Source organism: Bradyrhizobium sp. P5_C11_2, from assembly GCF_054049755.1.
Map to the genome: position 1 here is coordinate 1 of NZ_JBFULT010000139.1, position 13,958 is coordinate 13,958.

Sequence of the window (13,958 nt, forward strand, 5' to 3'; positions counted from 1 at the left end):
GGGTTGGGTCCAGATCTTTACGAACCGGGCCGCCCAAGGCATCCGTGAATTCGAGCATGCGTGGGCGCTGGATTCGAATAGGGCCAACTCTCATGCCGCCCTTGGTTTTGCCAAATTCTATTTGGGTCGTGCTGCCGAGACCGAAGGCCATATACGCGAGGCTTTACGTCTCTCCCCTCGCGACGTTGAAGCCTACCAGTGGACGTGTTTTGTGGGCGTGGCGAAGCTACAGCTTGGTTTGGACGTCGAAGCCGTCAATTGGCTACGACAAAGCACTGAGGCGAACCGCAACTTTCCTATCGCTCATTTGTCGCTCGCCGCAGCGTTGGGCCTGACCGGCGCGCTCGATGAGGCGCGAACTGCTGCGAGAACGGGACTTGCGCTCAACTCAGGTTTCACCATCCGTCGTTTTGTCGCTGCTCAACAAAGTGACAACACGGCTTTTCTTGCCGGGCTCAAGCGCACGTGTGAAGGCTTTCGCCTCGCTGGCGTGCCGGAAGGGTGATGGGCGCTTCCGGTCAGAAGCCGACTTCAGCGCGTTCCTGCCCTACGTCGGCTTTGGGTCAATTGCGTCGGTTTGGGCCGTGAGGCGATGACTTCCGGTCTAACCGGATAAGCGGACGTGGTTAGATCGGGCCCGCACGTCTCGAACGGGCCAAGAAGCGACATTGCAACCTGGCGCTGCTATAATGGAGGTCGCAAATAGGGACGGCCGACGCTCCGCTGGCTCATCGCAAGGCATACCCAATGAGACTTCGTCTTATCGTAAGGGTCGTTGGAGCGTGGGTTGCCTCGCTCGCCATTCTAGCCACAGTGCTTACCTGCCTTGGTCACTTCGCGGGTAACAACGGCGTTGAGGCTCTATGGCTGGTCAAGCTTCTTGCGCACGTGTCCATTCCGTTAGTAGCATTCGCCTCGCTAGCTTGTCTCGGGTTTCCGCAATCAATATGCGGTCATCCCGCCCGATGGACGATGATAGCTGTCCTTACGACTTCAGTTATCGCCTCTCTAGTCGGAGGCGGAGCCGGGTTGATATTCTCACTCATGGTCACCATTCCTGCCGCTGGGCTCTTCTTGATTTCCGCACGGTGGTGGCCATTGAAGACGGGGAGTGCCTAAGTTCGGCAATGGGTCACCAGCGGTAATGCTCTGACTGATAGTAAGATTTCCGCTTAGCCTTCAGAAGCTGACATCTAGGCCGTTATGAGTACACGCCCTAGGCCAGGGCCCGCCGCGTTGTCGTCAGGCGGCGCGCTCGACGAGGGCGATTGCGGCGTCTACCGCGTTCTCCAGGATCTCCTCCGACAATTGCCGGTCGTTGACGGCGCGTGACAATTGCAGCGCGCCGACCATGGTGGCGTAGACCGAGATCGCCTTGCGCCGCCGCTCTTCGCGCGAGCCTTGCGGAATCTGCGCCGCCATTAGCGTGATGATATCGGACATCTTTCCGGTGAAGGCATCGCGCGTCGCCTTCGGATGCCGCGCGATCTCGGAAACCAGCGCTGCGGTCGGGCAGCCGGTTGCCGCGTGGTCGCGATGACGCGGCGAGAGGTAGTCGCGGATCGTGGTTTCGAGCGCGACGCCGTTCTCGAGATTGTCCTTGTGCCGCTGTTCGCGCCGTTCCAGCGCATCGCACAGCACCGCGCGCACCAGATCCTCCTTGGAGGCGAAATGCGTGTAGAACGCCCCGTTGGTCAGGCCGGCCTCCGCCATGATGCCGGCGAGGCCGACCGCGGCGATGCCGCTCTCGCGGAATTGCACTGATGCGACATCGAGGATGTGCCGCCGCGTCGTGTCCCGGTGTCCCTTGTCGTAACGCGCCATGTTGCCTCCTGCGAGCCGGCCGGTCCCTGGGCCACAAAATCGTGAGGGCCGGCCTATTGCATTACGATCATAATAATACATTATGGTCATAATATAAAGGGGTGGCCCTGTGGGCTGCGGCCTCAGGGAACCACAGGATCGTACCCATGTCAGTCGAGGATGCCGCCGCGCCGGCCCTGTCCGCCACGCATTCCGTGGCCAGCACCGCGGCTCCGCTTCGCCAGGCGGCGACCGTTCCGAACGCGGCCGAGCGCAGGCGCGCGGCGCTCCTGACCGCGCCAATCCTGCCGACGTTGCTCAAGCTCGCGGCGCCGACGGTGACCGTGCTGGTGGCGCAGACCGCGGTCAACATCGCGGAGGCCTATTATGTCGGCTATCTCGGCACCGATGCGCTCGCGGGCRCCGCGCTGGTGTTCCCGATCTTCATGCTGATGACCATGATGTCGAATGGCGGGTTCGGCTCGGGCGTCGCGTCCTCGGTGGCGCGCGCGGTCGGCGCCGGCCGCCGCGATGACGCCGAGGCGGCGCTGTTTCATGCTGTGGTGCTCGCGATCCTTGCCGGCGGCGTGTTCACGCTCGGCGTGATCCTCGGCGGCCCATGGCTCTATCGGACCCTCGGCGGCCACGGCGGCGCGCTCGCCGCTGCCACCACCTATTCCAACTATCTGTTCGCCGGCGCCATTCCGGTGTGGATCGTGAACCTCCAGGCCGCGGCGCTGCGCGGCTCCGGCAATGTCAAGGTGCCCGCGCTGGTGACATTGGTCGGCGCGATCGTGACCATTCCGGTCTCGCCGCTGCTGATCTTCGGCTTCGGACCGGTGCCGCGGCTCGGCATTGGCGGCGCCGGCGTCGCCTTCGGCCTCTATTACGGCGCGGCGATGCTGTTCCTGCTGCGCTACATGGCTTCGGGGGCGACCGGCCTCCGGCTGCATCTTGTGCCATTGCGCGCAAAAATCTTCGGCGACATGCTGAAGGTCGGCATTCCCACCGCCTTCAACGCGGTGCTGACCAACCTCACCGTCATCCTCGTGACCGGCGCGGTCGGCCTGTTCGGCACCTCGGCGCTCGCGGGCTACGGCATCGCCTCGCGGCTCGACTACATCATGATCCCGCTGCTGTTCGGCATCAGCACGGCGACGCTGACCATGGTCGGCGTCAACATGGGCGCGGGCCAGACGGCACGGGCGCGCCGGATCGGCTGGATCAGCGGCCTGGTCGGCATGGTCATGACCGGCACGATCGGCTTGCTGGTGGCGATCTTCCCGACGGCCTGGCTCAATCTCTTCAGCCACGATGCCGAGGTGGTGGGTGAAGGCATGACCTACCTGCGCATCGTCGCGCCGGCCTATGCCGCGCTCGGCTTCGGCTTCGTCGCCTCCTTCGCGGCCCAAGGCACCGGCCGCGCCATGGGGCCGCTCATCTCCTCGGTTGCGCGGATTTTGATCGCGGCCGGCGGCGGCTGGATCGCGGTGGCGAGCTTTGGCGCCGGCATGGCGGGGCTCGCCACCATGGTCACGGTGTCACTTGCCGCCTACGCCGTGATCTGCGTCCTGATCATGCTGTCGCCGGCGACCTGGCGGGCGGAGTAGGGTTGCGCCACCACTGGCGCCCGATGCGCTCCGGCGCCTCGGGCTGTGCCGCGCGTTTCCATTCCCCATTCGCCGTCGAGGGAGAAACAGTGTCCCGCCACGGGGGCGAATTTTGAATTTCCATTTCATTGATTTCGCGTTGCGGAGAAGCGAATACGGTTCCAATCATTGTCGCAGACCTACGGAGACCAAGATGTCGTTTCGCCTCCCCCTGATCCTCTCGGCCGTGCTCGCCGCATGGTCCGCCGCGGCTGCGGCCGAGACCATCAAGATCGGCGTGACGCCGGGCCCGCATGCGCAGATCTTCGAGGCCGTGAAGCCGATTGCGGCGAAGCAGGGCCTCGATATTCAGTTGATCGAGTTCTCCGACTATGTCGTGCCGAACGCCGCGCTCGATGCCGGCGACATCCAGGCCAATTCGTTCCAGAACCAGCCCTATCTCGACAATCAGAAGGCCGACCGCGGCTACAAGATCGAGCCCGTCGGGCTGACTGTGAACTTCCCGATCGGCGTCTATTCGAAGAAGCACAAGGCGTTCGCCGACATCCCCGAGGGCGGCAAGGTCTCGATCCCGAACGATCCGACCAATGGCGGCCGCGTGCTGCTGCTCCTGCGCGACAAGGGCGTGATCAAGCTCAAGGATGGCACGGGCTTCAAGCCGACGGTGCTCGACATCACCGAGAATCCCAAGAAGCTGAAATTCATCGAGGTCGACGCCGCGCAGGCGCCGCGCGCACTCGATGACGTCGATGCAGCGGCGATCAATACCAATTATGCAACCCAGGCGGGCCTCGATCCGGTCAAGGATCCGATCCTGCGCGAGGATCCGAAGGGACCCTATGTCAACCTGATCGCCGTTCGCGCGGCCGACAAGGACAAGCCCTGGGTCAAGATCCTCGTGGACAGCTATCACACGCCGGAGGTCAAGGAGTTCATCTTGACCAAGTTCAAGGGCGCGGTGCTGCCGAGCTGGTAGGCAGGTTGCCCAGTCAAGCTCCATCAGAGGGGCGAAATACAGGCGACGTGGCAGCCTTGGGCAGTGGCAGCCTTGCGCAATGCCCGCTTGTCTCGGGCTGCGGCAACCGACATCATCGGGGCCGTGGCAATGTCTGCCCGGCAGGGGTCGCATGAAACGTTTCGCAAACCTGAAGAGACTTGGCTTCTTCACGCGCCTTCTCGATGAAGCGCCTCCGGCCGAGCGATACCGCTTCGCGGCCGAGCAGATCGTGCGCGCCGAAAAGGCGGGCCTTGATTCCGCGTGGATCGCGCAGCACCATTTTCATGAGCGCGAGGGCGGATTGCCGTCGCCCTTCGCCTTTCTCGGCTACGTCGCCGCACAGACCTCGCGTATTCGCCTCGGCACCGGCATCGTCACCCTGCCGCTGGAGAGTGCGGTGCGGGTGGCCGAGGACGCCGCGGTGCTCGATCTGCTCTGCGACGGCCGGTTCGAGCTCGGCGTCGGCACCGGCGGCAACCCGTCGGCGTTTGCCGCCTTCGGTCTCGACAGCACCCAGCGCAACGAGATCTTCGCGCGCAATCTGGACGTGGTCCGCACCGCGCTTGCCGGCAAGCCGCTTGTCGGTGGCGACACGCTCTATCCGCAGCGGCCGCAATTATGCGACCGGATCTGGCAGGCGACATTTTCGGTGGCCGGCGGCGCGCGCGCCGGCAAGGCCGGCGACGGCCTGCTGCTGTCCCGCACCCAGCCGCGGACCAAGGACGCGCCGCGCGCAACGCTCGCCGAGATCCAGAATCCGGTCATCGATGCTTATCTCGAAGCGCTGCCGCCGGGGCGCGAGCCCCGCATCATGGCATCGCGCAGCGTCTTCGTTGCCGACGATCGTCGCGAGGCGATGCGCCTTGCCGATATCGGGCTGCGGCGCGCACTCCCGCAGTTCATGAAGGGCGGCCACCTTCCCCCGGGCGAGACGCTGGAGGAGATGATCGCGGCGTTCGACACCCATGTCGGCGCGGCCGACGACGTCATCGCTTCGCTCCGCGCTGACGCCACGCTGGAGCGGGTCACCGATCTGGTCTTCCAGGCGCACTCGGTCGATGCGCCGCATCCCCACATCCTGCGCTCGATCGAACTGGTTGCGGACAAGGTCGCACCGGCGCTGGGCTGGACCAGGACGGCGCCCGATGTCGCTTTGGCGGGCTAGCTTGGCGGGTTGATTGAAATGAACGTCATCGCGTTGCACGAGGCTGAATGATGAGCACGACGGATATCATCGACACGCTCGCGGGGATCGAGCCGGGATCTGCCCTGGACGCCATCCGCGCGAAGCGCGTGCAGGCGCGTGATAATGCGCAGAAGAGCTATCTCGCGCTGTTCGAGCCGATCGACGCCAGCGACTTCTCCCTTGTGGAGCGCGCGGCGGTTGCCCTTTTCGTCACCGGCCTTCATGGCGAATCCCCGGTGGCTGCCTTCTATCGGGCGAAGCTCGTGGCGAGCGCGGATGGCGCGCGCTTGGTCGAGGCGATCGAGACCGAGGTCGCGCGGGGCAAGACCTCGGGTCCGTATGGCTCCTTTCCGGCCGGACCGCTGTCTGTCGAGAATACGGCCGGCCTGATCTATCGCGTAAGTGCAGAGCGCAAGCCGGTCCTCGGCGCGCGGCTCGTCGCGGCGCTCGAACATGCGCATCTGCTGGTGTTCCGGCCGCGCGACGCAGCGGCAGCGGACATGAAGGCGCTGCTTGGCGCCGGCTGGTCTGACAGCGGCATCGTCACATTTTCTCAGCTCGTTGCGTTCCTGTCGTTTCAGGTGCGCGTCGTCAGCGGTTTGCGCACGCTCGCCGCAGCAAACGCGTAGGAGGCCGCATTATGAGCACCATCAATCCGCCCGTCGTGTTCACCCAGGACGAACTGGGCTGGGTGTCGTGGATCGACCCGCTGCCCGAGGCGGAGCTGACCGAGCGGCATTTCGCCGGTCTGGTCGATCGCTCCCGCGCCAAGTCGGAATATTTCCGCCTGCTTGTGCGCGATCCCGAGGTGCTGGAAGCCCGCACCAAGACCGACAAGGACATCTTCTACAACATCGCCGACGGCCTGCCGCGCGCCGAGCGCGAACTCGCGGCCGCCGCGACCTCGCGCTACAACGGCTGCATCTACTGCGCCTCCGTGCATGCGCGGTTTGCCAGCACCTATTCCAAGCGCCGCGACGACGTGCAGCGGCTGCTCGACGAAGGCGTCGGTGCCGATCTCGGCGAACGCTGGAACGCCGTGGTCAAGGCCTCGGTGGCGCTGGCCGCGACGCCGATCGCATTCGGTCCTGACAACATCGAGGAGCTGCGCCGTGCGGGCCTCGACGATGCGGAGATCGTCGACGTCATCAACAGCGCGTCGTTCTTCAACTGGGCGAACAGATTGATGTTGTCGCTCGGTGAGCCCTCGAAATAGGCAGCTTCGGTGGCATGGAAATTGCCGCTTGTTTTCAACACCTGACTGGATGGAGCCGTATATGAGCAACATCGACCGCCGTACCCTGGTCAAGGGCTCGCTTGCCGCCATGATGGCGGGAGCGGCCATGTCGCGCGGCGCCTTCGCGCAATCGTCCGAGCCGATCCTGCTCGGCGTCAGCGGCCCCCTGACCGGGCCGAACGCGCAATATGGCACGCAGTGGAAGCAGGGCTTCGATCTCGCGCTGGACGAGATCCTCGCGGCCGGCGGCATCAACGGGCGCAAGCTCGCCTACAATTTCGAGGACAGCCAGAGCGACCCGCGCCAGTCGGTGGCGATCGCCCAGAAATTCGTCTCCGATCCCCGGATCGTCATGGAGCTCGGCGACTTCTCCAGCCCGGCGTCGATGGCGGCCTCGCCGATCTATCAGCGGGGCGGGCTGGTGCAGTTCGGCTTCACCAACTCGCATCCCGATTTCACCAAGGGCGGCGACTTCATGTGGAGCACGTCGGTCAGCCAGGCCGACGAGCAGCCGCTGCTGGCGCAATATGCCGTGAGCCGTCTCGGCCTGAAGAAGCTCGCGGTGCTGCACCTCAACACCGATTGGGGCCGCACCAGCCGCGACTATTTCGTCAAGGCGGCCAAGGAGTACGGCGCCGAGGTTGCGGTCACCGAAGGCTACATCGCTGAGGAGCGCGATTTCCGCTCCACCCTCGTGCGCGTCCGTGACGCCAGTCCCGACGGGCTGATCCTGATCTCCTACTATTCCGACGGCGCGCTGATTGCGCGCCAGGCGCGCCAGGTCGGATTGAAGCAGACGATCTGCGCCGCAAGCTCGGTCTATTCGCCGAAATTCCTGGAGCTCGGTGGCGAGGCGGTCGAGGACGTCCATCTCGGCACCCGCTATTTCCCGGAGGATCCGCGGCCCGAGGTGCAGAAATTCATCGCCGGCTTCAAGAAGAAATACAACGGGCAGGAGCCCGACGCCTTCAACGCCTATTCCTATGACGCGATGCACATGGCGGCCGCCATCGTCAAGATCGGCGGCACCGATCGCCGCGCGATCCGCGATGCCTTCACGAAAGTGAAGGATGTCTCGAGCGTGATCTTCGGGAAGGCGACGTTCGACGTCGAGAGCCGCCGCGTCAAGGGCGCCATGAATGCCGAGCTCGTCGTGCGCAAGGGCCAGTTCGCGCTTTGGGACGGCAAGCCGACCTGACTTGATGGCCGGAGCGCTCGCTCCGGCCTGCTCTCTTTTCAATAGGAACGCTGCGTGTCCTCCTGGCTCGACTACACGATCAACGGGCTGATCGTCGGTAATGTGTACGCCCTGGTTGCGGTCGGGCTCGCGCTGATCTTCGGCGTCAGCCGGCTGATCAATTTTGCGCAAGGCTCGATCTATCTCGTCGGTGCCTATATCGGCTGGGTGGCGGTGGTGCAGCTGCACACGCCGCTTCCGCTCACCATCATCGTGGTCGCGGTGGCCGCCGCGCTGGTCGGGCTGATCATCGAGCGGTTCGGCCTGCGTCCGCTGCAGAACTCGGTGCGGATCGCGCCGCTGCTCGCCACGATCGGCATCAGCTTCGTGCTCGACCAGCTGGTGATGCTGACCTTCTCGCCCAATCCGCGCGCGCTGCCGAGCCAGTTGCCGGATGTCCGCTTCCAGGTCGGCGGCGGCACGATCGGGCCGCTTGATCTGCTCATCGCCGGTGTCGGCATCACCAGCGCGCTGCTGCTGTTCGTGTTCCTGCGCTACAGCAAGCTCGGCTGGGCCGTCCGCGCCACCGCGCAGGACCGCGACGCCGCGATGCAGATGGGCGTCGACGTCAACCGCGTCAATCAGGCCGTGTTCGGCATTGCGGCTGCGCTCGGCGGCGTCTCCGGCCTGCTGGTCGGTATGTACTACAACCAGATCGACACCGCGATGAGCCTTCAGGCGACGCTCAAGGGCGTCGTTGCCGAAGTGGTCGGCGGCGCCGGCAACGTGCCCGGCGCGGTGGTCGGCAGCCTGCTGCTCGGACTGGTCGAGAGCTACGGCGTTGCCGTGTTCGGCACCAGCTACCGCAATCTGTTCGCGTTCCTGCTCCTCGTCGTCGTGCTCGTGCTGCGGCCGAACGGCCTGTTCGCGAGCGCGCGACAGGCGCCGCCGGAGCCGCTCACCGGCACCTTCATCGCGCCCAGCCGCCCCGTTCGCATTCCGCGCTGGGCGCTGCTGGTCGCAGCCGGCGTGTTCGCGATTCTGCCGTTCTTCCCGGTGTCCTTCTACGTGCTCCAGACCCTGATCAACGCCTGGCTGCTCGGCATGCTCGCGCTCAGCCTCACGCTGGTCGCCGGCACGATCGGCCAGGTCTCGCTTGGCCACGCCGCGCTGCTCGCGATCGGCGCCTACACATCGGCGCTGCTGTCGCTGAATTTCTCCGTCCCGGTCGGCCTTGCCATCATCGGCGGCGGCCTGATGAGCGCTGCGCTCGGCACCGCGCTGATCTCGCCGTCGTTCCGCCTGCGCGGACACTATGTGTCGATCGCGACGCTCGCGATCGGCGAGATCGTGTCGCTGGTGATCCTCAACTGGGAAAGCGTCACGCGCGGTCCGATCGGCATTTCCGGCATCCCGCCGCTGTCGCTGTTCGGCTACGACCTGATCAGCCCGCATTCGATCTACTGGTTCAGCTTTGTGGTGATGGTCGTGCTTGCGCTGCTCCAGGGGCGGCTGCTCGGCTCGCATCTCGGCCGCAGCTTCCGCGCCATTCGCGACGACGACATCGCCGCGCGCGCCTATGGCCTCAGCCTGAACCGCTACAAGTCGCTGGCCTTCATCTTCGGCGGCTTCGCGGCCGGCGTCAGCGGCGGCATCGCGGCGCATCTCTATTCCTACATCAATCACGAGACCTTCAACACGCAGCAATCCATCCTGGCGCTGACCGTCGTGATCCTCGGAGGCCTCGGCAACGTCGTCGGCGCCGTGGTCGGATCGGTGGCGCTGGTCGGGCTGCCTGAAGTCTTCCGGATCGCCGCGGAGTATCGCATCCTGATCTACGGCATCGTATTGCTGCTGCTGGTGCGGTTCAGGCCGCAGGGCCTGTTGGGGACGATCTGATGGCGGACGCGCACGCTGCACCGCTTCTGTCCGTTCGCGGGCTGACGCGCCGTTTCGGCGGACTCACCGCCGTCGATGCCATCGATCTCGATCTCGGCAAGGGCGAGCTCGTCAGCATCATCGGCCCGAACGGCGCCGGCAAGACCACCCTGTTCAATCTCGTGACCGGGCTCGACCGGCCCGATGCCGGTGCGGTTCAATTCGAGGGGCAGGATATCACCGGCCTGTCACCGGAACGGCTCGCGGCCGACGGCATTGCGCGCACCTTCCAGCTCGGCCGTGTCTTCGGCAATCTCAGCGTCATGGACAACGTCCTGATCGGCGCGCATACGCGGCTGCGCGCTGTGAAGCCGGCGGTGCCGCTGATCGGGCCGCTGCTGGAGCTGGGGCTGGCGTTGCTGCGCCCGGCCAGCGTCAGGGACGAAGAGGAACGGCTGCGGGAAGAGGTGAAGGTCATCCTCGCCCGCTTCGGCGAACGGCTGCTGCCGCGGATCGATCAGCCGGCCTACAGCCTGTCCTATGCCAACCGCCGCCGCGTCGAGATCGCGCGTGCGCTCGCGCTCAAGCCGCGGCTGCTGCTGCTCGACGAGCCGACCGCCGGCATGAACCCGACCGAGACCGCGGAGATGCAGGGGCTGGTCGCCGAGCTGAAAGCCGAAGGGCTGACCATCCTGCTGATCGAGCACAAGCTCGAGATGGTGATGCGCCTGTCCGACCGCGTCATCGTCATGGACGAGGGCAAGAAGATCGCGGAAGGTCCGGGCGAAGACGTGCGCAGCGATCCCAAGGTGATCGAGGCCTATCTCGGCCACGGCCTGTCGGGTGCGGCGGATCGGCAGGAGAGCGCGGCATGACGACCAACACAGCTTCGCCCGCGCCGCTGCTGACGCTGTCCGACGTCAACACCTTCTACGGCCAGGCCCAGGTGCATTTCGACCTGTCGATCACCGTTGCCCGCGGCCACATCGTCTGCCTGCTCGGCGGCAATGCCAGCGGCAAATCGACGACCATGAAGATCATCCTCGGCCTGGTGAAGCCGCGCTCCGGCGACGTCAGCTTCGACGGCGCCTCGCTGCTCGGCCTGACCACGCCGCAGATCATCCGCCGCGGCATYGCCTCGGTGCCGGAGGCGCGGCGGCTGTTCGCGGACATGACCGTCCGCGAGAACATCCTGATGGGCGCCTTCGTGCGCACCGACCGCGACGCCGTGGCGCAAGATCTCGACAAGATGCTCGCCCTGTTCCCAAAACTCGGCCAGCGGCTGTCGCAACGCGCAGGCTCCTTGTCCGGCGGCGAGCAGCAGATGGTCGCCATGGCGCGCGCGCTGATGAGCCGGCCGCGCATGATCGTGATGGACGAACCGACCATGGGCCTGTCGCCGCTCTATGTCGACCGCGTGCTGGAGCTGATCAGGACCATCAACCAGGAAGGCGTGTCGGTGTTCATGGTCGAGCAGAACGCCAGCCTCGCGCTCGAGATCGCGCATGAAGCCTATGTGCTTCAGACGGGAAAGATCGTGCTGTCCGGCTCGGCGCGGGCGCTGAAGGACGATCCGCGCGTGCGCGACGCCTATCTCGGCGGGTCTGAAGCGGCGTAAGGCAATGCGCTGACGCTTCCAGATCGTCATGGCCGGGCATAGCCGTCCGAAGGACGGCGTCGCTTCCGCTCGCCTATGACCCGGCCATCCACGTCTTAACTCTCGGCCCGAAGAACGTGGATGCCCGGGCCTTCGCCGCGCCGAAGCGGCTTCGGCCGCGCAGGCGGGACAAGCCCGGGCATGACGAGTTCCCGCAAATGCGCATAAGCGATCATCCCGAGCTACCCGGGACTAGTCAGTGTGACAATTATATGAAAAGATCATACTGAAGCTGCGGTCAACGGGAATGGGTCGCGTGACGAAGTCGTCTTGGCGGGCAATCGAGCCCGGAACGGTGCTGCTGTTCGGCGGGCTCGTTGCCGCCAACATCGCAGCATGGGCCTGGGCCTTCGCGCTGTTCGGCGACCGGCCCACGGTGATGGYGACCGCGCTGCTCGCCTGGGTGTTCGGCCTGCGCCATGCCGTCGACGCCGACCACATCGCCGCCATCGACAACGTCGTGCGCAAGCTGATGCAGGCGGGCGATGCGCCGCGATCGGTGGGCCTCTATTTCGCGCTCGGCCATTCCACCGTCGTCGTGGTCGCGACCATGCTGCTCGCGCTCGGCGTCGTCAGCTTTGGCGGCGACAACCTGCTCAGGGATATCGGCGGCCTGATCGGCACCTCGGTGTCGGCGCTGTTCCTGCTCGTGATCGCGGCCATCAATCTCGCCATCTTCGCCGGCCTGTGGCGGACGTTTCGCGCGGCGCGCGAGCAGGGCGTTCATGACGCCGAAGGGCTCGATGCGCTACTCGCCAATCGCGGATTCCTGGCGCGACTGCTCGGCCCCCTGTTCCGCCTGGTGACAAAGCCCTGGCACATGTATCCGCTCGGGCTGCTGTTCGGGCTCGGCTTCGACACCGCGACCGAGATCGGTCTGCTCGGCATCTCCGCAACTGAAGCCGCGCATGGCGCTTCGCTCGCCGATGTCCTGGTCTTTCCCGCGCTGTTCGCCACCGGCATGGCATTGGTCGACACCGCCGACTCGGCGCTGATGGTCAGCGCCTATCGCTGGGCTTTCGTCGATCCCCTCAGAAAGCTCTGGTACAACCTCACCATCACCGGCGCCTCCGTCGCGGTCGCGCTTTTCATCGGCGGCATCGAGGCGCTTGGGCTGCTCGGCGCCCGTCTCGGCCTGTCCGGCGGCATGTGGACGCTGGTCGATGGCCTCAATCAATCGCTTGCGAATGTCGGCTTCGCCGTGATCGCGATGTTCGTGGTCGCCTGGCTCGTCTCCGCTGTGCTCTACCGCCGCATGTTTGCGGACGATCGGCAGCGCGCGCCGGATATGCTCCGGGGTGTCGATGCGACCGAGGTGGCATGAGCTTGCGTCGCGCTGACGACGCTCTCGGCCTTCGTGCTGCTCCGTTCCAGCGCCGTGGGTTCCGTAACTTCTCCCGCAAGCGGGAGAGGGAGCGCACCTTCTTGGTGGCTGCAATGCAGCTTAAGCAGACGCCGTGCTGCTTGCCGGCTCCGCCGGCAGATCGTCGGCATTGGGATCGCCGGGCGCGGTCGCCCAGGCCAGCTCGACCAGCGTCACGAACCTGCGGCCGGCGCCATCGAGCTGGCAGACGATGAGGCCCTGCTCCTCCATGTAGCTGAGCAGGCGTTGCGCCCGGCGCAGCGAGTGCGAGCCGTAGGCCCGCGCGATCGCGGCATCGCCGGGGCAGGGCCAGCCTTCCTTGGCCGCGCGCGCAATCATCATGAATACGCCCTGCATGTCGTCGGGCAGGATCGAGGCGCGCAGCGAGACCTCCTGCCAGGCGTCGTCGTCGGCGATGTCGGCGCCGAGTCCGGCCCGCGCGTGCATCAGCATGCGGCGGAATTCGTTGAGATCGGGCACAGCCGCGCCAAGGCCCTCGATACGGCAGCGGACCACGAACTCCTGGTAGAGCACGCCGACCGCGCGGAAACCCGCATCGGGCGCGGCGAGCACGGCGCGCAAGGTCTTGTCGACGCGCTCGCGCCGTTCCGCCAGCTCCTCGGCGCTGACCGGCAGCTCGATCGCTTCGGGCCGGATCTCCGGCGCGGCCAATTTCGCGGCCCTGAGCTGCTCGAGCAGATCCGGCGCCGGCCGGCGCTGTGGCCGGCTGGCGTCAGGCGGCGGCGCGGCCAGGATCACGGCGCGCATATCCTCGAGTGCGGCCTCCGGCATCGGCATCAGCCGCGGCGTGGAATTGCGCGCGTGGGTATCGGTCGGGCCGATATGCAAACGCAGGGGGCGTCGCGACAGCGCGGGGCCGAGCGCCATGAATTGTCCGCGCTCGAGATCGCGAAAGGATTCGGCCTGCCGCCGCTCCATGCCGAGCAGGTCGGCGGCGCGCGCCATGTCGATGTCGAGGAAGGTCCGGCCCATCAGGAARTTKGARGCTTCCGCCGCGACGTTCTTGGCGAGYTTCGCCAGSCGCTGGGT

At 65.8% G+C, this 13,958-nt stretch carries 11 protein-coding genes and 2 pseudogenes; 11 read left to right on the top strand and 2 right to left on the bottom strand.

All coding sequences use genetic code 11. The features are described 5' to 3' along the window. Positions 1–505: pseudogene (locus tag ACXJL8_RS15690) on the top strand (adenylate/guanylate cyclase domain-containing protein); the annotation flags it as partial. A 737-nt stretch (positions 506–1,242) separates the two neighbouring features. Here the strand turns inward: ACXJL8_RS15690 and ACXJL8_RS15695 are convergent. Continuing rightward, on the bottom strand, positions 1,243–1,824 hold the full coding sequence (locus ACXJL8_RS15695) for a TetR family transcriptional regulator (protein WP_456623493.1): 582 nt from the start codon (positions 1,822–1,824) through the stop codon (positions 1,243–1,245). Positions 1,825–1,970: 146 nt separating this feature from the next. On the opposite strand from ACXJL8_RS15695, the gene ACXJL8_RS15700 reads away from it, so the two are divergent. The 10 genes from ACXJL8_RS15700 (at position 1,971) to ACXJL8_RS15745 (ending at position 12,869) form a co-directional block, all read left to right on the top strand. Continuing rightward, positions 1,971–3,413 (top strand): MATE family efflux transporter, encoded by a 1,443-nt coding sequence (locus ACXJL8_RS15700; protein WP_456685207.1) that lies wholly within the window; start codon positions 1,971–1,973, stop codon positions 3,411–3,413. A 193-nt stretch (positions 3,414–3,606) separates the two neighbouring features. Continuing rightward, positions 3,607–4,389 (top strand): MetQ/NlpA family ABC transporter substrate-binding protein, encoded by a 783-nt coding sequence (locus ACXJL8_RS15705; protein WP_456623495.1) that lies wholly within the window; start codon positions 3,607–3,609, stop codon positions 4,387–4,389. 151 nt (positions 4,390–4,540) lie between these two features. Next, positions 4,541–5,575, top strand: coding sequence for a putative FMN-dependent luciferase-like monooxygenase (locus tag ACXJL8_RS15710; protein ID WP_456623496.1), 1,035 nt, complete (start codon positions 4,541–4,543; stop codon positions 5,573–5,575). Between the two features lie 50 nt (positions 5,576–5,625). Next, positions 5,626–6,225: a CMD domain protein gene (locus ACXJL8_RS15715; RefSeq protein WP_456623507.1), complete on the top strand. Its 600-nt coding sequence runs from the start codon at positions 5,626–5,628 to the stop codon at positions 6,223–6,225. 11 nt (positions 6,226–6,236) lie between these two features. Further along, positions 6,237–6,812: an alkylhydroperoxidase domain protein gene (locus tag ACXJL8_RS15720; RefSeq protein ID WP_456623497.1), complete on the top strand. Its 576-nt coding sequence runs from the start codon at positions 6,237–6,239 to the stop codon at positions 6,810–6,812. A gap of 61 nt (positions 6,813–6,873) precedes the next feature. Next, positions 6,874–8,031, top strand: a complete 1,158-nt coding sequence (locus ACXJL8_RS15725) for an ABC transporter substrate-binding protein (protein WP_456623498.1) — start codon at positions 6,874–6,876, stop codon at positions 8,029–8,031. A 54-nt stretch (positions 8,032–8,085) separates the two neighbouring features. Then, on the top strand, positions 8,086–9,909 hold the full coding sequence (locus ACXJL8_RS15730) for an ABC transporter permease (RefSeq protein WP_456623499.1): 1,824 nt from the start codon (positions 8,086–8,088) through the stop codon (positions 9,907–9,909). Beyond that, positions 9,909–10,763 carry an ABC transporter ATP-binding protein gene (locus ACXJL8_RS15735; protein WP_456623500.1) on the top strand — a complete coding sequence of 285 codons (855 nt, stop codon included), beginning with the start codon at positions 9,909–9,911 and terminating at the stop codon, positions 10,761–10,763. Before ACXJL8_RS15730 ends, ACXJL8_RS15735 begins: the two co-directional genes overlap by 1 nt. Further along, positions 10,760–11,506: an ABC transporter ATP-binding protein gene (locus tag ACXJL8_RS15740; protein WP_456623501.1), complete on the top strand. Its 747-nt coding sequence runs from the start codon at positions 10,760–10,762 to the stop codon at positions 11,504–11,506. Before ACXJL8_RS15735 ends, ACXJL8_RS15740 begins: the two co-directional genes overlap by 4 nt. 286 nt (positions 11,507–11,792) lie before the next feature. Continuing rightward, positions 11,793–12,869 carry a HoxN/HupN/NixA family nickel/cobalt transporter gene (locus tag ACXJL8_RS15745; RefSeq protein WP_456685208.1) on the top strand — a complete coding sequence of 359 codons (1,077 nt, stop codon included), beginning with the start codon at positions 11,793–11,795 and terminating at the stop codon, positions 12,867–12,869. A 120-nt stretch (positions 12,870–12,989) separates the two neighbouring features. Here the strand turns inward: ACXJL8_RS15745 and ACXJL8_RS15750 are convergent. Further along, positions 12,990–13,958: pseudogene (locus ACXJL8_RS15750) on the bottom strand (ATP-binding protein); the annotation flags it as partial.